14 protein-coding genes, 4 tRNA genes and 3 pseudogenes are annotated in these 21,958 nt (G+C 64.1%); 14 read left to right on the top strand and 7 right to left on the bottom strand.

What is annotated here, in order from left to right:
• Nucleotides 1–18 precede the first annotated feature (18 nt).
• The gene (locus QIY50_18495) at nucleotides 19–987 is read left to right on the top strand and encodes an XdhC family protein (GenBank protein ID WGV19350.1); all 969 of its coding nucleotides are present in this window, start codon (nucleotides 19–21) and stop codon (nucleotides 985–987) included.
• A gap of 151 nt (nucleotides 988–1,138) precedes the next feature.
• Nucleotides 1,139–2,252 (top strand): annotated as a pseudogene (locus QIY50_18490) (alkene reductase).
• An 80-nt stretch (nucleotides 2,253–2,332) separates the two neighbouring features.
• Here the strand turns inward: QIY50_18490 and QIY50_18485 are convergent.
• Nucleotides 2,333–2,716: a tautomerase gene (locus QIY50_18485; protein ID WGV19349.1), complete on the bottom strand. Its 384-nt coding sequence runs from the start codon at nucleotides 2,714–2,716 to the stop codon at nucleotides 2,333–2,335.
• Between QIY50_18485 and QIY50_18480 the strand changes: the two genes are divergently transcribed.
• Entirely contained in the window at nucleotides 2,705–2,857 is a 153-nt protein-coding gene (locus tag QIY50_18480; protein ID WGV19348.1) for a helix-turn-helix domain-containing protein, read from the top strand. The genes QIY50_18485 and QIY50_18480 overlap by 12 nt on opposite strands.
• Nucleotides 2,858–2,881: 24 nt before the next feature.
• On the opposite strand, the gene QIY50_18475 is transcribed toward QIY50_18480, so the two are convergent.
• A complete protein-coding gene (locus QIY50_18475; GenBank protein WGV19347.1) occupies nucleotides 2,882–3,226 on the bottom strand; it encodes a hypothetical protein in 345 nt (114 codons plus the stop codon).
• A 197-nt stretch (nucleotides 3,227–3,423) separates the two neighbouring features.
• On the opposite strand from QIY50_18475, the gene QIY50_18470 reads away from it, so the two are divergent.
• From QIY50_18470 to QIY50_18420, 11 genes and pseudogenes are all read left to right on the top strand, one after another.
• Entirely contained in the window at nucleotides 3,424–4,128 is a 705-nt protein-coding gene (locus QIY50_18470) for a molecular chaperone (GenBank protein WGV19346.1), read from the top strand.
• Between the two features lie 26 nt (nucleotides 4,129–4,154).
• Nucleotides 4,155–5,144 carry a fimbrial protein gene (locus QIY50_18465; GenBank protein ID WGV19345.1) on the top strand — a complete coding sequence of 330 codons (990 nt, stop codon included), beginning with the start codon at nucleotides 4,155–4,157 and terminating at the stop codon, nucleotides 5,142–5,144.
• Between the two features lie 69 nt (nucleotides 5,145–5,213).
• Nucleotides 5,214–8,034: pseudogene (locus QIY50_18460) on the top strand (ATP-binding protein).
• Nucleotides 8,021–9,214 (top strand): EAL domain-containing protein, encoded by a 1,194-nt coding sequence (locus tag QIY50_18455; GenBank protein WGV19344.1) that lies wholly within the window; start codon nucleotides 8,021–8,023, stop codon nucleotides 9,212–9,214. The pseudogene QIY50_18460 and the gene QIY50_18455 overlap by 14 nt, the downstream one beginning before the upstream one ends.
• 84 nt (nucleotides 9,215–9,298) lie before the next feature.
• Entirely contained in the window at nucleotides 9,299–12,511 is a 3,213-nt protein-coding gene (locus QIY50_18450; protein ID WGV19343.1) for a response regulator, read from the top strand.
• Nucleotides 12,512–12,580: 69 nt separating this feature from the next.
• Nucleotides 12,581–13,228: a response regulator gene (locus QIY50_18445; GenBank protein WGV23087.1), complete on the top strand. Its 648-nt coding sequence runs from the start codon at nucleotides 12,581–12,583 to the stop codon at nucleotides 13,226–13,228.
• A gap of 114 nt (nucleotides 13,229–13,342) precedes the next feature.
• A complete protein-coding gene (locus QIY50_18440) occupies nucleotides 13,343–13,942 on the top strand; it encodes a fimbrial protein (GenBank protein WGV19342.1) in 600 nt (199 codons plus the stop codon).
• A gap of 73 nt (nucleotides 13,943–14,015) precedes the next feature.
• Nucleotides 14,016–14,762, top strand: coding sequence for a molecular chaperone (locus tag QIY50_18435; GenBank protein WGV19341.1), 747 nt, complete (start codon nucleotides 14,016–14,018; stop codon nucleotides 14,760–14,762).
• Nucleotides 14,763–14,846: 84 nt separating this feature from the next.
• Nucleotides 14,847–17,404: pseudogene (locus tag QIY50_18430) on the top strand (fimbria/pilus outer membrane usher protein).
• 174 nt (nucleotides 17,405–17,578) lie between these two features.
• On the top strand, nucleotides 17,579–18,697 hold the full coding sequence (locus tag QIY50_18425) for a nitrilase-related carbon-nitrogen hydrolase (protein ID WGV19340.1): 1,119 nt from the start codon (nucleotides 17,579–17,581) through the stop codon (nucleotides 18,695–18,697).
• Nucleotides 18,698–18,701: 4 nt separating this feature from the next.
• Nucleotides 18,702–19,742 carry an AraC family transcriptional regulator gene (locus tag QIY50_18420; GenBank protein WGV19339.1) on the top strand — a complete coding sequence of 347 codons (1,041 nt, stop codon included), beginning with the start codon at nucleotides 18,702–18,704 and terminating at the stop codon, nucleotides 19,740–19,742.
• A 332-nt stretch (nucleotides 19,743–20,074) separates the two neighbouring features.
• On the opposite strand, the gene QIY50_18415 is transcribed toward QIY50_18420, so the two are convergent.
• From QIY50_18415 to QIY50_18395, 5 genes are all read right to left on the bottom strand, one after another.
• Complete coding sequence (locus QIY50_18415) at nucleotides 20,075–20,914, bottom strand: DUF2242 domain-containing protein (protein WGV19338.1); 840 nt, start codon at nucleotides 20,912–20,914, stop codon at nucleotides 20,075–20,077.
• A 199-nt stretch (nucleotides 20,915–21,113) separates the two neighbouring features.
• A tRNA-Asp gene (locus QIY50_18410) sits at nucleotides 21,114–21,190 on the bottom strand.
• A gap of 141 nt (nucleotides 21,191–21,331) precedes the next feature.
• Nucleotides 21,332–21,408: transfer RNA gene (locus tag QIY50_18405), tRNA-Asp, on the bottom strand.
• A gap of 100 nt (nucleotides 21,409–21,508) precedes the next feature.
• Nucleotides 21,509–21,585: transfer RNA gene (locus QIY50_18400), tRNA-Asp, on the bottom strand.
• A 66-nt stretch (nucleotides 21,586–21,651) separates the two neighbouring features.
• Nucleotides 21,652–21,727, bottom strand: a tRNA-Val gene (locus QIY50_18395).
• Nucleotides 21,728–21,958: the final 231 nt, after the last annotated feature.

Raw genomic sequence — 21,958 nt, 5'->3', positions numbered from 1 at the left:
TTGCAAAGGTAACGGCAAATGCAACATCTTGATGTGACGGTCCTGGAGCAGGCGCTGGCCTGGGCTGACGAAGGACACAGCGTGTGGCTGTGCACGGTCCTTTCCACCTTCGGTTCGGCACCGCGCGCGCCTGGCGCAATGCTGGTGGCCATCCAGTCCGGTGCGCACAGTGGCTCGTTGTCTGGCGGCTGCGTCGAGGAGGCGTTTCTCGAGGCGCTCAGCCGTGGCGAGCATGCCGCACCGGCACAGGTCATCTGCTACGGCGCCAGTGCCGAACAGCGCAGACGCTTGCAACTGCCGTGTGGCGGTAGCCTGGACGTGCTGGTCGAGCACAGGCGCCCGAGCGCCGAATGGCGGGCCCACCTGGGCCAGTTGCTCGACGCACTGCGCGGTCAACGTCGCCTGACCCGGGTGATCGACCTGGAAAGCGGCCTGTTCAGCACCCGCAGCCGCACCGACGGCAGCGACACCGTAGTGCGCACGGGAAGTCGCCTGGAGATCGCCCTGGGTCCGGCACTGCGCTTGCTGCTGGCAGGCCTGTCACCAGTTGCCGAGGCCTGCGCACAGTTCGCCCGGGCCCTGGGCTTTGAAGTGATCGCTTGCGATCCGCGAGAAGAAGTGGCCGCGCTGTCGCTCGAAGGTGTGACGGTGATTCCGCTACTGCCCTCGATCTACATCGCCAACGGCGGTTGTCACGAAGCGACGGCGGTGGTTGCGCTGACCCATGATCCTAAAATCGACGACCTCGCACTGATGGAGGCCGTGCACACGCCTGCCTTCTACATCGGTGCCATGGGCTCGAAACGGACCTCGGAAAAACGCGCGGAGCGATTGCGCCGGATCGGCGGCTTGGCGCCTGCGGATGTCGATCGCCTGCACATGCCCATCGGCCTGGATATCGGCTCCAGGACCCCCGCCGAAATTGCATTGTCGGTGATGGCTGATGTGCTGCGGGTGTATCGAGGTAAAGCGCGAACGGCGCTTTGAGGTTGCCGGGTTTTGCGAGTTGCGCAATGCACTTGCCCCGGTTGTGCTGATTATCAGTCGGGGCGCCGGACATTAACCTGAATCCAGCAAACAGCCGCGCTATCGCTGCACTTGCCAACCGCATTCAAACCACTTGCAAAGGAACTGAGTAATGGCCCGTCATCTGTTCAATCCCATTCGCGTGGGCGCCTTGCAACTGCCGCACCGTATCGCCATGGCGCCACTGACCCGCTCCCGTGCAGGCCAACCCGGCGATATCCCGACGGCAATGGCGGCGGAATATTATGCCCAGCGCGCCAGCGCAGCCTTGATCATCACCGAAGCCACACAAATCCTCCCGGCAGGGGCAAGGTTATGCCTGGACACCTGGCATCTACACGGCCGAACAGATCGCAGCCTGGCAGCAGGTGAGCGACAAGGTGCACGCACAGGACGGGCGCATCTTCATGCAGCTGTGGCACGTCGGGCGCGTTTCGCACCCCAGTTTCCAGCCTGACCATGGCCTACCCGTTGCACCGAGTGCGATCGCCGCGCCCGGCAAGACGTTCATCGTCGACCACGACGGCAATGGCGTCTGGGGCGATGTACCGGTCCCGCGCGCCCTGGAAGTCGAAGAGATCGCGGCGATCATCGATGATTACCGTAATGCTGCGCTCAATGCCATGGCGGCGGGCATGGACGGCGTCGAGATCCACGCCGGCAACGGCTACCTGCTCGACCAGTTCATCAACAGCAACAGCAACCGGCGCAGCGACCCCTACGGCGGCTCGTACCAGAATCGGGCGCGCCTGCTGCTGGCGGTGGTCCAGGCCGTGGCGCAAGAGATCGGCGCAGATCGCGTCGGTGTGCGCCTCACCCCGATGGGGCGGTTCATGGGTATGGGTGATGACACCCCTTTCGAAACTTTCAGCTACATCGTCAAGTCACTGAACCGCTACGGCCTGGCCTACCTGCACCTGGTCGAGCCCGCGGTCGTCGGCACCGTCAAGGACGAAAACTTCGACCCGCGCTGGGACGAGATCATCTTGCAGCTGCGCGATGCCTGGGAAGGTGTCCTGGTGCTCGCAGGCGGCTACGACGCAGCTTCTGCTGAACAAGCGATTGCCGAAGGCCGTGCCGATGTGGTGGCTTTCGGCCGACCGTTCCTGGCCAACCCGGACTTGCCACGCCGCATTCGCGACGGCCTGCAACTCAACACTCCCGACCCTGCAACCTTCTTTGGTGGCGACGAGCGAGGCTACATCGACTACCCAGCCCACCCCTGACAGCGCCGTACAGTCTGGCTGGATCGCCCAGCCAGTCGGGCCCGGCGGTACGCAGTTTCAGCCGCGCCTTGGCGCGGTGCTCATGGCTGCGGGGCGCGAGCGAGAAGATGGCCGTAACCGGCGGCGCGGGTGAAATCGGCAAGATGCCAGAGGTTGCCGTTGGCGCCCCAGGTGCCATCGGCGACGTCGACCAGCTGTATTGACGTCATCAGCATGCGCCCGTCATCCTGCCCCACGCAGTGTTCGATGGCCTGGTGCAGGCCCTGCACATAATCCTTGCGCATCCGTGCATCGAGGACCCCGGTCGGCACCTTTACCGTGACGATGCAGGGAATGGCCTGGGCGTGCATGTTCACCCCGCCACACAGCCAGTCAGCGCCACGCACCTGCTCGATGAGCACCCAGCACAGGCTGCGCTGCGGTAGCGCGCCACCCGGCAGCTGATCCAGCGGGTGCAGTTGCACAAGGCCCGGGCGCTGCTCGAGTCTGGCGATTACTCCGTCGAAGCGGTCTCGGCGCAGGTCGGCTACCAGGACGCAACTGCGCTGCGGCGGCTGATGCGGCGCCTGCTCAATGCCACCCCGCGACAATTACGCCAGCGCTGACTCAGGGCTGGCTGCGCCATTCCCTCAAGGTGAGGTCACGACCACCACGTAACGGCCTTGGGTCAACGGCTTGCCGTGCTCATCGACCAGCCTGTAGGCCTGGTCCACGCTGTGCCCACGATCAATGCGTACCGCCTGCGCCGGCAGCGCCTGTTCATCCACCGCCTGGATGCCAATGACGCTGTCACGCGCCAGCGCCGGACAGTTATCCATGCGCCAACCGGCACTGCCCACCGTGGTGGTGCAGGATGGTTCGACGATGCTGCCACTGAATTGCAGCACTCCTGAGGCGACGCCGCCGCCTGCCTGGGCCTGGCCAACCAGGGCCAGGCAAATAGCCACACTCACTGCGAATCGCTTGCCGCTCATGATTTCCACTCCCCGATGCCCATGGTTGAGCCTATCGGATGAGCGTTGGCCGGCCTGGCTGCGCGCGTGAGGTCGTTCACAAACCAGCAAAATAAAATACGCGCGGTTTAAGAAACGTCTCAAAGCCGGCGGCGATGCAGCGGTCTAGGATAGCCAGGCCCCTCCCAGCCAACCTCACCGGAGACCCTTCCCCGACCATGTCGCGCCTGCTTCATACCCTCTCGCGCCCGGCCATGGCGGCACTCCTGCTGATGAGCCTGGCCTCCACTGCCTGGTGCCAGCTCAAGATCGAAGGCACGCGCCTGATCTACCAGGGCTCGGCCAAGGAAGCGAACATCAACGTGGTCAATCGCAGCGGCCTCGACACGGTCGTGCAGAGCTGGGTCAGCAGCCCCGACGAGGGCCGCGATACCCCCTTCGCGGTTGTCCCGCCGTTAGCCTTGATACCCGCCAACGGCCAGCAGCTGCTGCGGGTGCTGTACGCCGGCCAGGGCCTGCCCGAGGACAGGGAGTCACTGTTCTGGCTGAACATTCTCGAGATCCCGCGTAAACCCGAACAGGCCGACACCCTGCAGTTCGCCATCCGCCAGCGCCTGAAGCTGTTCTACCGCCCTGCCGGCCTGCCAGGCTCGGCCAGTGCGGCAGCCGATGGCCTGCAATGGCGCGCGCCCCAGCCCGGCCAGATCGAAGTGCGTAACCCGAGTGCCTTCCATGTCTCGCTGGTGGACCTGCGGCTCGACAACCCTGGGCAGTCGCAACAGCTAACGGACTATATCCTGCTGCGCCCGGGGGAATCGCTCACCCTCGAAGCACCTTCACCCTTGCCCGTGCAGAGCCACCTGACGTTCAGCGAACTCACCGATATCGGCCTGCAGAGGCACCACCGCATCGCGCTGCCGTGAACACACCCCTACAGGATAGCTACCCCATGACCCTGATCCGCAAACACTTGCTGGGCCTGTTATTCATCGTCGCCAGCTGCCCCGCCACCAGTTACGCACTGTCCTGCAAGCTGGACCCGTCCAAGGAGGCGGTACTCAAGGAGGCACTGGGCACCGCACTGGCGGTACCGGCCGACGCGCCCGACGGCACGATCATCTGGGAGTCGGCGCAACACTCGCTTCCGGTCATATGCGCCGACGACTATGAAACCGGTATAAGGGAAGACGTCTATTTCTACGTAAACCCGGCCAAGGCCAATATCGGCAAGGGCATACGGGTCGGGATTCGCTACGGCTCGCAGACCATTACCCAGAGTTCGGGCGCCGTCACCACGGGCTACAACTCGCTTCATGGTTGCACCTGGGCGAACTGTGCGGGCTGGGACAAGGCCCGCTTCACCCTGAACTTCACCGTGTTCATCGAAAAGTACGGCGCAACGCCAACCGATGGGCAAGCCAGCACGCTCGGCGAATACCGGGTATTCCAGCTGGACGGCAGAGGTGGCCTCAATCCCAAGCCCAACAGCAACCTCAACTATGTGGTCACCGGCATGAACAACATCCGCTTCGTGCCTTGCTCGCCTGAATTGACCATCCTGCCTTCGGTGGTCAATTTCCGCCGTGCCCTGGCCAGCTCGGCACAGGTCGGCCAAGTCGCCAGCTCGGCCGACTTCAGCCTCGACCTGGTGCGGTCCTGCGACACGCCCTACACCGTCAATGCTCGCTTCACCCCGGTCGTTGGCAGCGCCAGTGTCATCGACAAACTGCTGGTACCCAGCAACAACAGCTCGGTTGGCATCGCCCTGACCCAGCAGGACAGCAACCAACCGGTGCCCTTCGACAGCTGGTTCAAGCTGGCCGAACTGACCGCGCCGGGCGTGATCCGCAACGCGTTCCGCGCCGACCTGATCTGGCGCTCGGCGGCCATCCCCGGTCCGTTCGAAGCCATGGCGCTGGTGGATCTTTATTACAAGTAAGCCCACGGCCAGACGGCCTTTAAGGATCGTCTGATGTCCAGTTGCCAGCGGCCTGCCTACATTCGCCGCATGCGACTCAAAGCCTATCTGCAACAGATCAACCCCCTCCTCTCCGACCCCGAGGCAGCGCGCCGCCTGCTTCGGCTGCTGGCGATCGTGCTGTCGGCCGGCATTCTCGGCGCGGCCTACAATTTCCTGTCGTTCACCTTCAACACCGACATCGCCCGGCGCCACGGCGCCATGAGCAGCGCGATCGCCGAGGCGCACACTTTCTTCACCAACCGCGAGGCACTGCTGGAGAGCCTGAGCCTCGCGGCCGTGCGCCAGACGGAACCGGGCGCGGACTGGCTGCCCCTGGCCCCAGGCGAAGAAGTGCACCTGGAACTGGGCAGTCAGCCGGGCAAGCGCTGGAGCCTGTGGCTGACCCGGCGCATGTGCGCCTACCTCCAGGCCAGGCAGGTCAACCTGCTGTACGTCGACACGGCAGCCCAGGCCCCGATGCGCTGGCTGTACCACGCAGACGCCGAGGCCGCGCCGCCTTCGCCTGCGCTGCTGGAGCAGCTGCGTGCTGCAGGCGAACGATCCACCGCGCCCCAGGAACTGTGGCTGGCCGACCGAGACGCGCACCGCTCGCGCCTGTTCATCTTCCTGCGCCTGGACGAGCGCGACGCGGATTCGGGCTGGCTGGGCCTGGAAATCGACAGCCAGGCAGTGGCGCCGGCGCTCGCGGATGCAAGCGCGGGCGAATTCATGATGTTCAACGCTGACGACATGCTGGTGTTCACCAACAGCCCGGGGCCGACACTGGAGCGTTCGCTGCGCCAGCCCGTGGGTGACAACTTTTTCGGCTTCGCCGGCCAGGGCTTGCTGCCTGAGTACCTGGTCATCAGCAAGCCATTGATGTCCTCGGACTGGCAACTGGTCTACGCGATCGACCTGTCCGCCATCCTTGCCGGCCTGTGGCAGCAACTGCTAGGAGCCCTGCTGCTCTGCATCCTCAGCATCAGCTTGATACGAGTGCTGATCCAGCGTTTCGACCAGCGTTTCTTCACCCCCACCGTCGAACGCATCCGCGCACTGGTGGAAAGCGAGATGTTCAGCCGTGACGTCATTGAAACCGCGCCCGTCGCCCTGTGCGTGCTGCGTCGCAGTGATGGCCAGGTGGTGCTGGAGAACCACCTGGCCCAGCAGTGGCTGGGTCAGGACCAGGCCCGCAGCCTGCGCAGCGGACAATGGATCGAGCAGGCCTTCGAGCGGCCCGACGGCCAGTGCAGCGACTACTTCGAGAGCGCCGAAGGGCGCCACCTGTACCTGAGCTGCTCACCCACCCGCTACAAGGGCGAGCAGGTGCTGCTGTGCGCGTTCAGCGACATCAGCGCCCGCAAGCAGATCGAGGCCGCGTTGGAAGACGCCCGGCGCGCGGCCGACGCTGCCAACGAAGCGAAGACGCAGTTCCTGGCGACCATGAGTCACGAAATCCGCACGCCGTTATATGGTGTACTGGGCACCCTGGAACTGCTCTCGCGTACCACGCTCGACGTACAGCAACGCGATTACCTGAGGGCCATCGAAGGTTCCTCGTCGACCTTGCTGCAGTTGATCTGTGACGTGCTGGACGTGTCGAAGATCGAGGCCGGACAACTGGCCCTCGAACTCAGCGAGTTCAGTGCCCCGAATCTGGTCCGTGAAGTGATCCAGGGCTACAGTGCGGCTGCCACCAGCAAGGGCCTGCAATTCTACAGCTGCCTGGACCCGCGTCTGCCGGAACAGCTGATCGGCGACGTCAACCGGATCCGCCAGATCCTTAACAACCTGCTGAGCAATGCAGTCAAGTTCACCGATTGCGGCCGGGTGGTGCTGCGGGCCAGGTTGCTCAACCGCGACGGCGAAAGGTCCTGCCTGTTGTGGCAGGTTTCGGACACCGGCAAAGGCATCGCCGAACAGGACCAGCCGTTCATCTTCGACCCCTTCTACCAGACCGAAGGTTATACCCAGGCCATCCCCGGCACCGGGCTCGGGCTACCGATTTGCCAGCGCCTGACACAATTGATGAATGGCCATCTGCGCGTGGTCAGCGAATTGGGCCTGGGCAGCAGCTTCAGCCTGACCCTGCCGCTGGAAGTCGCATCTGGCCGTGCTGGTACCCCGTTCAACCTGCTGGCCGAACGCATTTACGTGCGTATCCCCGGTGCACGAACTGGCCGAAGCCATCAGTGGCTGGCTGTGCCGCTGGGGCGCACGGGCCCAGGTCGGCGCACCGGTGCCGGGCAGCGCTTTGGCTGGCGAACTGCTGGTCGAACTGCATCCCGGCAATGTCGAGCGCTGGCTGGTCACCGAATGGTCTGGCCCGCGCATCCTGGCCAGCTCCCAGGACTGCTGGGAGGGGCGGCACGAAGCCGGTCACTGGCAGGTCAACCTCAACGACCTGGCGGCCCTGCACCAGGCCGTCGGCCAGGCCCAGGGCCTGCGTCGCCCCCGGGACCAGGCCGTGCCGGCCCCCTCGACCGAGCCACTGGGGCTGCACGTGCTGGTGGCCGAGGACAACGTCATCAACCAGCTGATCCTGCGTGACCAGCTCGAACAGCTCGGCTGCAGCGTGGCCTTGGCCAGCGACGGCGAACAGGCCCTGCAAGCCTGGCAGCGCGAGCATTTCGACCTGCTGCTGACCGACGTCAACATGCCCGCCATGAACGGCTACGAACTGGCCCGGACCCTGCGCCGGCTGGGTTGCACCCGGCCCATAGTCGGCGCCACCGCCAATGCCCTGCGCGGCGAGGAAGAACTGTGCCTGGCCGCCGGCATGGATCGCTGCCTGATCAAGCCTTTCAACCTGCAAGCCCTGTTCAACTGCCTGGCCCCGTATCGAGGTAGCCGTCTTGAAGTCCTTTAACATCCTGATTGTCGAAGACCACCCGTTCCAGCATATGTACCTGCAACACCTGTTCAGCGAACTCGGCAGCTTCAACCTGGAAGCGGCCCGGGATGGTCAGGAAGCCCTGGAGCGCCTGCGCCAGCGTGACTTCGACCTGGTCCTGACCGACCTGCTGATGCCCGGCATGGATGGTGTGCAGTTCATCCAGCACCTCGCCGGGCTGCGCCACAAGCCAGGCCTGGCGATCATGAGCGCGGCCTCGCGGCGCATGCTGATGGCGGCCAGCCTAGTGGCCAAGAACCTCGGCGTGGACGTGCTCGGGCTGATCTCCAAGCCCGTCGAGCCCAGCGCGCTGCGCAGCCTGATCGACCAATTGCAGCTGCACCATCAGGCGCCGGCCCAGGCCACGGCGACCACCTCCGAATTCGACCGCCAGACCCTGGTCGACGCCTTGAACAACCGGGCCTTCCAGGCCTGGTTCCAACCCAAGAAGTCCTTGCACAATGGCCGCATCGTCGCAGCCGAGGCGCTGGTGCGCTGGATGCATCCGGAGCAAGGGGTGCTTTTGCCTGGCACCTTCCTGCCGGCGCTCAAAGCCTTCGGCCTGGAGGAACGGCTGCTGTGGGTGATGCTCAAGCAAGCCATGGATGCCCAGGCGCGCTGGCGGGAACGGGGCTATGACATCCCGGTCTCGATCAACCTGCCGACCCACCTGCTGAACAGCCATGACCTGGCCGACCGCCTGCTGGAGTTCGTCCTGCACCACCAGGGCGTGCCCGGCAAGCTCTGCTTCGAGTTGATGGAATGCTCCATTCCCGAACAGCTGAGCAACTTCTACGCGGGCGCCTGCCGTCTGCGGATGAAAGGTTTCGGCCTGTCCCAGGACGACTTCGGCAAAGGCTACAGCTCCTACATGAGCCTGGTCTCGACGCCCTTCACCGAGCTCAAGATCGACCGCGCGCTGGTGCAGCGTTGCGATGAAAGCGAGAGCCTGGCCTCGGCCCTGGCCAGCATCGTCGCCCTGGGCCGCAAACTCGGCCTCACGGTGGTGGCCGAAGGGGTCGAGACACCGGAGGAGCTCGAACTGCTGCGCAAGGTCGATTGCAACCAGGTACAGGGCTTTCTGATTTCCCATGCCGTGTCGGCGGAACAGTTCCAGCGCCTGCTGCACAGCGACGGCCCGCCCTCGGCCTACTGACTCGCTGTAACTCACAGCACCGGCCGGGCATCCAAGGTAATCTACATTGGCTATCGATGCCCCCACGGCCTTGCGGATCCTTGCATGAAACACTACAACGCCCTGCTGGAAAACCTGGCCCGCAGCTCTTTGCGCCTGAACAAAGGCATGACCGTGCTGCTGGGCCTGGCACTGCTGCTGGCCGGCTTCAGCCTGTGGTCGATCGAGCGCCTGGTCGATGAACACAGCGATACGGTCAGCATCCATTTCGCCCGCCTGATGGAAAATATCCAGGAGCAGGAAACCTTCCTCCAGTCCCTCGTACAACGCAGCGCCCAGGGGCAGCTGCTCGACTTCCCTCGTACGCTCGAACCCGTGCTGACGCCACTGCCCGAAGAAGGGCCGGACATTTACAAGGGCGAGGTTTTCCCGTTCTCCATGCCGTTCAGCCTCAAGCTCGACCGGCGCAATTTCGCTGACGGCGACGTGTCGGAGGTCTACACCCAGGGAGCGAACCTGGCCAGTTTCTACAGCATGTTCTGGTCAGCCTCGCCCTACCGCTCGCCGCAGGTATTCCTGTTCTCGCCGGATGCCCGTTACGACATCACGGTGCCCGCTGCAGGGCGTGGGCGCGGCAAGCCCGAGGAAGAACCATTCATCGACGTCATCCGCCAGGTCATGGCGCGCCAGCCACGCGCCGAGGACTGGCGCCCGGGAGGCGGGATCATCTGGCGCAGTTATGTCGAACAGCCGGACCAGGCCTCCCCGCCGCGCGTGCTGGCGTATGCCAATGTCATCCTGCACTCGGCCAACGCCGACAGCCAGCGCATGCAAGTGGCGTCGCTGGTGGACCTGGCGCAGATCGACGATTTTGAACGCATCATGGACTGGACGGTGTATGACCACTTCAACCTCATCGCCCCGTCCGGCGAAGTGCTCATCGGTACGCCTGCCACCCTGGAGGGCGTGCACGAGGGCCTCAACATCAAACCCGAGGGCCTCGTGTTCCGTCTCCACGAACAGGCCAACGGCGGCTGGAGCGCGGTCTACACCGTGACCTACCGGCACTTTTTCCGCTACGCGTTCTGGTCGCTGACCAGTATTGCCGTCACCTTCCTGGTGCTCATCGGGCTGGGCCGGGTAGCAATCCGCTGGTATCAGCGTCAGGTCATCCTGCCGGCACGCGCCGCCCATGAAACCATCGCCGAAAGCGAAGCCTTCAACCGGGTGGTCATCGATACCGCCCCGACCGGCCTGTGCGTGGTGCGTAACGGCGACCACGAAGTGCTGCTGGAGAACCAGCGGGCGCAGCAATGGCAGGGCACCCAGGAACTGGTCAACACCCTCGCCTCGACGGTGGGCGAGGCTAGCAGCGGCGAACATTACCTGCAGGTCGCAGGTCGCCATCTGCAGGTGGGTTTCGTGTCGACCCGCTACCACGGCGAAGACGTGCGCCTTTATGCATTCAACGACGTAACCCGCCACGTCGAGGACGCCCAGGCGCTGGACGAGGCGCGCCGCGCCGCCGATGCCGCCAACACCGCCAAGACCCTGTTCCTGGCGACCATGAGCCACGAGATCCGCACCCCGCTGTACGGCGTGCTGGGCACCCTCGAGCTGCTCGGCCTGACGCAGCTGGATGCTCGCCAACAAGGCTACCTGCACACCATCCAGCGCTCCTCGGCAACCCTGTTCCAGCTGATCAGCGACGTGCTCGACGTGACCAAGATCGAGTCCGGGCAAATGGCGCTCGAGCCGGTAACGTTCTGCCCGCTGGAACTGCTCGAGGACACCGTGCGCACCTATCGCGCCTTCGCCGAGCGCAAGGGCTTGCTGCTGTATGCCTGCCACGACGCCCGCCTGCCGGCCCAGGTGGTGGGCGACCCGATACGCATCCGCCAGATCCTCAACAACCTGCTGAGCAACGCCATCAAGTTCACTGACACCGGCCGGGTGGTGCTGCGTACCCGCGTGCTGACGCTCGACGCCAACCAGGTCAGCCTGCAATTCCAGGTTGCCGATACCGGCATCGGCATTTCCCAGGCGCAGCAGGCCAGGTTGTTCGAATTGTTCTACCAGGTCGCCGACGCCTCCAGCGAGAGCGGCGCAGGCCTGGGCCTGCCGATCTGCGGCTGGCTGGCCGAGATGATGGGCGGCCGGATCAAGGTGGTCAGCGAGCCGGGCCTGGGCAGCAGCTTCTCGCTCACCGTCAGCCTGCCGCTGGCCGAAGGGGCGCTGAGCGACTGCCCGAACCTGGTGCCCGACCCGACCCCGGTGTACGTGCGTGCGCCGATACCGGAACTTGCCCAGCATGGCGTCGACTGGCTGCAGCGCCTGGGCATCGCCGCAACCTTGACGATTCCCCCCCTGGAGCAGGACAACCCCCAGGCCTTGCTGGTCGACCTGCTCGACTGCCCGGATGCTGCCAGCTGGCATGGCCAGCGGATCTGCGCTTGCAGCGGCGGCCCGGCCCCCGGCGCATTCATCGACGGCTGCTGGCGGGTAGACCTGCATGACGTGCGCGCCATCGCCCAGGTCATCGCCCTGGTGCGCCAGGGCGGCGTGCCCGATAGTCACTATTGTGCGCAGCAGCAACGTGCCGCCCTGCGCCTGCATGTGCTGGTGGCCGAGGACAATCCGATCAACCAGGCGATCCTTCAGGAGCAACTCGAGGCGCTGGGCTGCACCACGGTCGTCGCGGCCAACGGCGAACAGGCCATGCAACGCTGGCAGCCAGGCCTGTTCGACCTGGTCTTGACCGATGTGAACATGCCGTTGATGAATGGCTACGAGCTGGCCAGAACCCTGCGCCAGCACGACGCCCGTCTGCCGATCATCGGCGTTACCGCCAATGCCCTGCGCGAAGAGGGCCAGCGCTGCCTCGAGGTGGGCATGAATGCCTGGATGGTCAAACCGTTGAGCCTGCAGGCCTTGCGCAGCCATCTGCTCCGTCTGTGCCGGCCGGTCCTGGCCGATGGGCCCAGCCATGCGCAAGCGGACACCCACGGCACCTCGCCCCTGCCTGCCACCGGCGACACTGTGCAAGTGCCCGCCAGCATGCGCGCGCTGTTCATCAGCACCATGCACGAGGACCTGCAGCAGTTGCGCCTGGCCCTCGTACAACGCGACCATCGGCGTCTTGGCGAGCGCCTGCACAGCGTCGCCGGGGCCCTGGGCGCGGTGCAGGCCAGAGCCCTGTCCGAGCAGTGCTGCTTACTTGAGGACGCGCTGGCCAACTCGCCGCTCGACGCTACCCTGACGGCCAGGATACGGGAGGTGCTGGACAAGCTGTCGGCAATGCTCGACAGCCTTGCATAGAATCAACTACAGCGCTGATAACGCATGGAAACCACCCACTCATCCGCACTGGCTAACGGGTCGTCATTTATGGAAAAACTGAAGGTCATCATCGCCGACGATCACCCCATCGTACTGCTCGGCGTCCGCGAACTGGTCGAACGCGACCCGCGCTTTTGCGTGGTCGGCGAAGCCGTCTGCTCGCAAGGGCTGATCGAACTGCTCGAACGCCAACCCGTGGACATGGTCATTTCCGACTACAACATGCCGGCAGACTCACCCTACGGTGACGGGTTGAAACTGATCGAGTATCTCAAGCGCCACTATCCCGCTGTTCGCATTCTCGTGCTGACCATGATTTCCAACCCACTGATATTCACGCGGCTGCAGGAGCTGGGCGTGGACGGTGTCATCCAGAAGAGCCAACTGCACGGTGAAATCGAGAAGGCCCTGAACGCGGTGGCTCGCAACCGCACCTACCGGGCGCCGGAACCGGCAAGGCATTCGGTGATAGCCTGTAATACCGCCATCGACCAACGGGTAGAAAACCTGTCGCCCAAGGAATTCGAAATACTGCGCCTGTTCGTGGCCGGCCAAAGTGTCAGCGAGATTGCCCGCAGCCAACACCGAAGTACCAAGACCATCAGTGCACAGAAAGTTTCCGCCATGCGTAAACTTGAAGTAAACAGCGATCAGGAGTTATTGGCCTATTGCTTGGCGAGGCATATCTTCAATTAACTAAGCGTCGTAGGCCAACCATTAAGATTCGTCTGATGGGCCAGGGAAACCACCTGACTTATTGTGAGCGTGCACTTAGTTGCAGCACTTACTCACTTTCATGTGGACATTAATATGAATAAATTCTCCCTGGCCGCACTGACCCTCTCGCTCATCACCGCTTCAGCCGGTGTACTGGCTGCCGAACCTTCCGGGCCAGTGAAAGGTGGCAGCGGCAAGATTTCCTTCACCGGCGTGATCAACAATGACGCCTGTTCGGTCGACGGCGCCAATGCCGACCGCGTAATCGCCGTGGACATGGGCAGCGTCTCGATCAAGGACATGGGCACCGCCGAGAACCCGAGCGCAGGCCGCGTATCCGGCAAGGACTTCAACCTCAACGTCAACTGCAACGTCGGCACCAAGGTGGCGATGGTCTTCGACGCCAACAGCGGCGGCTCGGGCCTGGTCACCGGCAAGAAGGTCCTGGCCCTGACCAAAGGCACCGGCACTGCTGCCAACGTCGGCATCGCCCTGCTTGACCCGAACGGCAACCTGATCGACCTGAGCTCGCCCGCCACCGCCAAGATCCAGAGCGAAGTACACGGCGCTGGCGCTGCCGGCGGCGATGCCACCCTGAGCTTCTCCGCAGCCTACGTGACCACCGGCACCGCCGGCACTGCCACCGCCGGTCGTGGTGACGCCACCCTGCCGTTCATCCTGCAGTACGAATAATCGATTCGCCGCTGTTCCCCTGCGCGAGGCTGAACAGCCTCGCCACTTCTTCGTCCCGCAAGGTACCCCAACCATGTTGCGTCGTTCTCTGTATCCCGTTTTCGGGTTGCTGGGCATGCTCGTCGCTGCCCAGGCAACCGCCAGCATTTCCCTGAGCGCTACGCGCGTCGTGTTCGACGGTGCTCACAAGGAAGCCAATGTCATCGTGCGCAATGGCAACCAGGAAGTCCTGGTGCAGTCCTGGGTGGATGCCGGCGACAGCGCGCAGGCGCCGTTTGCCATTACCCCTCCCTTGGCCCGAGTGATGCCCAAGCAGGAACAACTGCTGCGCATTCTCTATGAGGGCCAGGGCCTGCCGACCGACCGCGAATCGGTGGTCTGGCTGAATGTGCAGGAAATTCCGCAAGCCAGTACCCAGGCCAATACCCTGCAGTTGGCAGTGCGCCAACGCATCAAGATTTTCTTCCGCCCGGCCAACTTGCCCGGCAATGCCTTGCTGGCACCGGAGCAATTGGTCTGGCAAGTGACCCAGCACGCCGGCAAGGCAACGCTGACCGTGAACAACCCCAGCCTGTATCACGTGTCGATGGCCGACATCGAAGTCAAACGCGGCAAACAGGCCGTGTTCAGCGCCGACTCGAGCATGATCGCCCCCGGAGAACAAAAGACCTTCAGCTCGGCACTTTCGCAAGTGGACGGCCCACTGACGCTCACCTTCAAGAGCATCAACGATTATGGCGCCCAGCATGGCTATTCCGTGCTGCTGAGCCCTGCCCAGCCAGGTAGCGCCAAGCCTGCCGAACCCGCCATCAGCTTGTGATCGCATAACCCCACCTCGCACGCCCCGGTCGTGAGCGGCCTCCCCGTGCCCAGCCCGTGCCGGGACATGAAATAGGTTCCTCGTATGTCTTTGTCCATCGCCCCCCGCTCCGTAGACGGTGCCGATGCAGGCGCGCGCGCGCTCAATGGCAGCACGCCTCGTCCAGCCTGGAAGCTCAACGCCCTGTCATTGCTGCTGTGCAGCGCGCTGCCCGGCCTCGCGACGGCGCAGGACGATCCCCAGCTGCAGGGCTTCAACACCACCTTTTTGCAAGGTGTGCAATCGGCGGTCGACCTGCAGTTACTGCTATCGGCCAGCAGCGTGCTGCCGGGCAACTATCGGGTAGACCTGTACAGTAACGAGGTACTGGTGGGCCGGCGTGACATCGACTTCAACCGCAACCCCCACACCGGGCGCGTGGAACCGTGCCTGACCCTGGAGCTGCTCGAGCAGTTGGGCATCGACATGGACAAGCTCAGGGCCCAGGGGCGCCTGGATAGCGAAGCGGCCTGCCACGACCTGCCCACGCTGATCGACCAGGCCAGCCTGAACTATGATTCGTGGTCACCTGCGCCTGTCCGCCAGCATTCCGCAAGTCGCCATGAAGCGCGGCCTGCGCGGCTACGTCGACCCGCAACTGTGGGACGCGGGTGTGCCTGCGGCATTCATCAACTATCAGTTCAACACCAGCCGCAGCGCCGCTGATGCCGAGACCCGCATCAACAACAACCTGAGCCTGCGTAACGGCATCAACCTTGGCAGCTGGCGCTTGCGCAACGAGTCGAACTTCAGCAGTGGCACCGGGCGGCCGGACAGCTTCAAGAGCAACCGCAGCTACCTGCAGCACGACGTGACCGCGCTCAAGGGCCAGTTCAGCGCCGGCGACATCTTCAGCGACAGCGACCTGTTCGACAGCGTGCGTTACCGGGGCCTGAAGCTGGCTTCGGACGAAGGCATGCGCGCCGACAGCGAGCGCGGTTACGCACCTGTGGTGCGGGGCGTGGCGCAAACCAGCGCCAGGGTCGAGATCCGCCAGAACAGCTACCTGCTGTACACCGCCAACGTACCGCCCGGCCCGTTCGAGATCAGCGACATCTACCCCAGCGGCTCCAACGGCGACCTGGAAATCACCATCATCGAGACCGACGGTCGCCGGCGGGTCAGCACGCAGGCGTTCTCCAGCCTGCCGCTGATGGTCCGTGGCGGCCAGGTCAAGTACAGCCTGTCCGCCGGGCGCTACAACAGCAACAGCGAGGGCCTGGCCACGCCGCAGATGCTCAGCACGACGCTGGCCTACGGCCTGACCAACACCGTAACCGGCGTGGTTGGCCTGCAAGCCACCGACGACTACAAGGCACTGGCCGTCGGCAGTGGCCTGAACACACTGGTGGGCGCATTTTCGCTCGATGTCACCCATTCCTCGAGCAAGGCCCAGGGCCAGACCACCCAGGGCAACAGCCTGCGGGCGCTGTACGCCAAGACCTTCACCGGCACCGATACCAACTTCACCCTGGCCGCCTACCGCTACTCCACCGAGGGCTTCCGCACCCTCACCCAGCATAATCGAGGACCAGAGCAGCGACGCGATCAAGCGCAGCGGCAACTCCAAGACCCGCACCGACCTGACCATCAACCAGAGCCTGGGCCGCGACCGTGCACTCGGCAGCCTTTACCTGACGGCCAGCGACCAGCGCTACTGGAACCGCGGCGGTTCGCAGAGCCTGTCGGCCGGCTACAGCAACAACTGGGGCGATATCTCCTATAACCTCGACGTCAGTCGCACCAAGGAGCTGGAAACCTCAGGCCCTGCGGGGCAGGATACCCAGTTCAACCTGTCGCTATCGTTCCCGCTCGGCAGCCGCGCCCGCGCACCGCGAGCGTTCGTCACCAGCAGTACGCAGAAAGGCAACGAGACCACCCAGGCGGGCATCAACGGCTACCTGTCGGAAACCAGCGACACCTTCTACTCGATCCAGGGCGGTCACAGTCGCACCAGCGGCAGCTCGGCCTCGGCCAACCTGAACACCCGCACCTCGGTCGCCGACATCAGCCTGGGCTATAGCCAGGGGCGCGGCTACGATTCGCAGAACCTCAACGTCGCCGGCGCCGTGGTTGCCCACCAGGGCGGTATCAACCTCGGCCAGACGCTCGGCGAAACCTTCGCCTTGGCCGAAGTACCGGGTGTGCAGGGGGCAAAAATCAGCAACTACAGCGGCGTGGAAACCGGGCGCAACGGCTATGCGGTGATCCCCAGTGCCCAGCCCTATCGGGTCAACTGGATCAGCCTGGACACGCGCGACCTGGGCGGCGACATCGAGATCGACAACGCCACCCAGCAGTTGGTGCCACGCCGCGGCGCCGTAGTGCTTGCCCGCTACACCGGCAAGAGCGGGCGTCGGGTGCAGTTCGAGCTGTTCGACGAACGCGGCCAGTTGCTACCCTTCGGGGCATCGGTCGAGGACGCCGAGGGCCGCCAGCTGGCGATTTCCGACCCAAGCGGCAAGGCCTTGGTGCTGCTGGAGCAGGACCAGGGCAGCCTGACCATCAAATGGGGCGAACGCCAGTGCGCGGCCCACTACGACCTGCCGGAACGGGACGCGGCGGTCAACTACGAGCGCCAGCGCCTGATGTGCCAACCGTGACACCCGGTCTGTTGCGCAGCAGAGAATGCGCCTAAGTGCCCGGCAGCTTTGGTATGATCCAGTCGCGATACTGCAAACGCAGTGCAACAGGGACTCCAGAGCTGATGAATCAGGCTGCGTCATGTCCCTGATTTCTGCACGGCCGGCTCATTTTTAGGTGAAAGCTGAAGTTTGATGCGAAAACTCCTGGCAAGCACCCTGGCGCTGGTGATGGCCGCCGCACTCTGTGGCTACGGTTTCTGGACCCAGCAGCGCCCGGAAGGCCATTATCTGTCCGACCTGCGCATCGAACTGGCGCTGAACCATGGCGTACCCGGCGAGCACGGCAACCTGCTCGGCGTCGAGCCGCTGCTGTACCCGGGCGACTACCAGAACCTGCAACGCCTGCACCGCAAGCTCGCGGCCTACCTGGAGCAGGCCCGAGCCCAGGGCCTGGTCGGCCCGCGCACGGTAGTGGTGCTGCCCGAGCACATCGGTACCTGGCTGTGGGCGCGCGGCGAAAAGAACGAGCTGTACCAGGTCACGCAAAGCCGCGAAGCCCTGCAATGGCTGGAGCTGAGCAACCCGCTGCGCTATGGCCTGGCCATGCTCGGTGCTGACGGCGACGACCGGCGCGCCGACGCGCACCTGCGCATGAAGGCCGAGCAGATGGCCACGGATTACCAGCAACTGTTCGGTGGCCTGGCCAAGGAATTCAACGTGACCCTGGTAGCCGGCTCGATCGTGCTGCCCGCCCCCTATGTGAAGCAGGGCGTACTGCATGCCGGCAGCGGCCCGCTGTTCAACAGCAGCATGGTGTTCGCCGGTGACGGCTCGCTGCTGGGCCAGCCACAGCGTCAACAGTTCCCCGACAGCGAAATGCGCCGCTATGTCCACGATGGGCGCCAGCAGCCTTTGCAGGTCGTGCAAACCCCTGCCGGGCGCCTGGGGGTACTGGTGGGCAGCGACAGCTGGTACCCGGAAAACCACCAGCAACTGGCCCGCCAGGCAGTGGAACTGATCGCCAACCCGGTGTTCCTCAGCGGCAAGGGCAGCTGGCAGGCACCCTGGCGTGGCAATCGCCACCAGAACGCCAGCGCCAGGTTGCCCTTGCAGCGCGGCGAAGTCAGCGAACAGGCTGCCTGGCAGCACCTGACCAAGGCCGCCGGTGCCGATGTCAGCAGCATGAGCGTGTTCATGCGTGGGCAGTTCTGGGAACAGGGCAGCGACGGCCAAGGCTTTGCCCACCAGGCTGGCGAACTGCTGGCGGGAACGCCCAGCCCTGGCGCCCGCCTGCTGAACCTGTGGCTGTAGGCCGATGGCCCGCCCCCGTGTGCGCCTGGGCGACCTTTCGGTCGGCTTTGTCCAGCCGCTGAGCGAGGCCCTGCGCGAGCTTGGCCACGACCCGCAGCCACTGTTGCAGCGCTATGGCCTGAACGCGGCACGCCTGGGCGAGGCCAATGCCCGCTTGTCGATACCGCGCTACATGCACCTGGGGCATGCCGCCATCGAACTCTGCGGTGAGGCTGCGCTGGGCCTGCACATGGGGCGCCTGAGCCGTCTGGCGCAGGCCGGGCTGGCCGGGGTCACGGCGGCCCAGGCGCCCAGCGTGGGCGAGGCGGCACGCACCCTGTTGCGCTTCGAGCCGTTGTATGCAGCCAACTACCGTGGCCATTCCACGTTCCATGAAGATGCCCACGGCGCCTGGCTGCGCTTCTACTCGATCAGCCCCTACAACGCCTACAACCGCTTCGTCGTCGATTCCCTGCTCGCGGGCTGGTTGGCCCAGCTGAGCGACCTTGCCGGCACACCGGTGCAGGCCGAACGCCTGGAAATCGAATTTGCCACCCCTGCCTACGCCGAGCGTTACCAGCCGTTGTGCGGTACACCCGTGCGATTTGCCGCCGAAAGCAATCAGCTGCGCCTGAGCCGCGCCACGCTGGAGTTGGCCAACCCGCGGCATTGCCCAAGCACCTGGCAGCACCTGCTGCAGTTGTGCGAGGCGGAGATGCTGCAACGCACCCGCGTACGCAGCCTGGGTGAGCGCATCACCCACCTGCTGGGCCCGTTGCTCAATGGCGGTCGCGAACCGGACCTGGAAGAAGTGGCGCGGCACCTGCAGCTGCCGACCTGGACCTTGCGCCGCAAGCTGGCCGAGGAAGGCACGCGCTTTCGCGACCTGCTCAACGAAACACGGCGCGACCTGGCCGAGACCTATATCCGCGATACGGAACTGGCCTTTGGCGAGATCGCCTATCTGTTGGGGTTTGCGTCGGCCGAGGCCTTCCAGCGCGCTTTCAAGCGCTGGACGGGCCTTACGCCGGGGGAGTTCCGCCGCAGCCAGCGGCGGGTGGGCTAGAGCTCAGTGGCGTCGTCGGCCGGTTCCGGAGTGTCCAGTTCATAAGCCTGGTATTCGAGAAGTTCTTCCTGATATTCGTCCATCGACCTGCGTCCTCTTATCTCATGATCTTTATCGGTGTCGCCTTCAACCTAAGCAGGTGGAGTGAAGGAATGATGACAAGCTTATGAGTGGTAAACGTAGCAGGTGTTCAGAACATTATCACCGGGTGTCTGTAACAGGGGATGTGCATTGGCTGCACCGGCCCCTTCGCGGGTAAACCCGCTCCCACAGCTACTGCGCAGTTCTCAACGTCTGCGCAGTACCCGGACGGGGCCAGTACAGGCAAGCCATCAAAGTCCGGGGACCGCGGTCTCGGCGGCCTCGGCAGGCTGCGCTTGCTGCTGTACTTCAATAGGTGCCGACTCCGCCGGTGGCGCCACCGGCTGCGAGCCCTGGCTGTCATCCACCACCGGTGCCGCTACGGCCTCATCGGCTGGGGTAACGGTAGCCGGGGCTGGCGCCGCTTCCACCAAGGGTGCCGCTGCCGGGGCTGGTGCCACCGGTGCCGCCGCAGCCTGCTCCGGCAGCCCCAGGGCAGGCGCGGGCGCTTCGGCCTTCGGCGCGGGCTCCTCGACCTTGGCCTTGCTTTTCTGCTGCGGCTTGGGCTTGGGCAGGTAGCTCTCCACCAGGGCGAAATAACGGTCATAGAATTGCGCCGCCGTCACCGTCTCGCTGGCCACCTTGACCATCGAGTCGTCGCTGGAGCCAATCGGCATCGACACCGACCCCAGCACACCCACGCCCAGGCTGGCGGAGGTGTTGGACTTTTTCAGGGCGTAACGGTCCTGCAAGGCGTTGGCGAACATGGTCGAGCGCTGCTCGTCGCTCACATCGGGCGCACAGGTGACGTTGAAGCTGATTTGCAGGTGGTTCTCGCTGTTCTGCTGGAAGCTCTTGTTACCCACCACCTGGTTGGCGCCACTGCTGGTGATGATGTAGCCCTGGCTGAGCAAGGCACGCCGGGCGGCCTCGCAGGAGCCGGCATCGCTCACCGGGAAGCTGCGCGAGAAGGTACCCGAGTCGTCGAAGTTCTCATGCTCGTAGACGGCGGCTTTTTTCGAGGAACAACCGGTCACGCCCGCCAGCACCAGGGCCAGCCCGAGCGCACCAAAGACGGTAGATCTGGTCATTGCGTATTCCGGGTAAGTCAGAAAGGTGCCTATTGTGCAACACAGCAGGCAGGCACAGGAACCGTTGATCGGTGAAGAGTCTGTCAGGTTCGTGTAAATCTGGATCAAGGGCGGAATTGCCCAAGCGAAAAACGAAAAAAGCGACCCTAAGGTCGCTTTCTCGTTGCTTCGAGGCGTTCAAGGGGCCTCGAGGCGAAGATGGCGCAGCGGACGGGACTCGAACCCGCGACCCCCGGCGTGACAGGCCGGTATTCTAACCGACTGAACTACCGCTGCGTATCATTCAGGCTTTCGCCCGATTGAAACCTGGGTCTACCCTTCCGGCGCGATGGCCTCAGGGCAGGCACAAAAAAAGCGATAACGTGATCGCTTCTCTTGTGTTTGCTTCAAGGTGTTCAAGGGACCTTGAAACGAAGATGGCGCAGCGGACGGGACTCGAACCCGCGACCCCCGGCGTGACAGGCCGGTATTCTAACCGACTGAACTACCGCTGCGTATCGTTCAGGCTTGCGCCCGATTGAAACTGGGATCAGCCCAAGGCGTTTTGCCTTGTGGCTTCAGACTGGTGCCAAGCACCCGCCTGTTACTGAAAAATGGCGCAGCGGACGGGACTCGAACCCGCGACCCCCGGCGTGACAGGCCGGTATTCTAACCGACTGAACTACCGCTGCGCAGTGCGTTCCTCTCTGGCTATCGGCTTCTTGCGAAACCTGATGCACCAGGAACATCTCAGGAAGTGGTGGGTGATGACGGGATCGAACCGCCGACCCTCTGCTTGTAAGGCAGATGCTCTCCCGGCTGAGCTAATCACCCTCGCGATGTTGCTTGTTGCGTTTGCTTCGCTGAGGCCGCGAAATTTACGCAGGTGGCGAAGCTAAGTCAATAGCCCCATTGAATTTTTTTCAAAAAAGACAAATCGGGTTTGGGCATATGACCCTATCGCCGGCAAGCCAGCTCCCACAGGTTCGCGTCAGGTTTTGAAATCTGTGCAGTACCTGTGGGAGCGGGCGTGCCCGCGAAGAGGCCCGTACAGGATATGCAGAA

Source organism: Pseudomonas putida, from assembly GCA_029953615.1.
Taxonomy (GTDB): Bacteria; Pseudomonadota; Gammaproteobacteria; order Pseudomonadales; family Pseudomonadaceae; genus Aquipseudomonas.
This window is presented reverse-complemented; position numbering and strand designations above follow the sequence as displayed.

Coding starts and splice junctions, on each gene's coding strand:
- QIY50_18495 (WGV19350.1), top strand. CDS start 19: ATGCAACATCTTGATGTGACGGTCCTGGAGCAGGCGCTGGCCTGGGCT.
- QIY50_18475 (WGV19347.1), bottom strand. CDS start 3,226: ATGAGCGGCAAGCGATTCGCAGTGAGTGTGGCTATTTGCCTGGCCCTG.
- QIY50_18470 (WGV19346.1), top strand. CDS start 3,424: ATGTCGCGCCTGCTTCATACCCTCTCGCGCCCGGCCATGGCGGCACTC.
- QIY50_18465 (WGV19345.1), top strand. CDS start 4,155: ATGACCCTGATCCGCAAACACTTGCTGGGCCTGTTATTCATCGTCGCC.
- QIY50_18450 (WGV19343.1), top strand. CDS start 9,299: ATGAAACACTACAACGCCCTGCTGGAAAACCTGGCCCGCAGCTCTTTG.
- QIY50_18445 (WGV23087.1), top strand. CDS start 12,581: ATGGAAAAACTGAAGGTCATCATCGCCGACGATCACCCCATCGTACTG.
- QIY50_18440 (WGV19342.1), top strand. CDS start 13,343: ATGAATAAATTCTCCCTGGCCGCACTGACCCTCTCGCTCATCACCGCT.
- QIY50_18435 (WGV19341.1), top strand. CDS start 14,016: ATGTTGCGTCGTTCTCTGTATCCCGTTTTCGGGTTGCTGGGCATGCTC.
- QIY50_18425 (WGV19340.1), top strand. CDS start 17,579: ATGCGAAAACTCCTGGCAAGCACCCTGGCGCTGGTGATGGCCGCCGCA.
- QIY50_18420 (WGV19339.1), top strand. CDS start 18,702: ATGGCCCGCCCCCGTGTGCGCCTGGGCGACCTTTCGGTCGGCTTTGTC.
- QIY50_18415 (WGV19338.1), bottom strand. CDS start 20,914: ATGACCAGATCTACCGTCTTTGGTGCGCTCGGGCTGGCCCTGGTGCTG.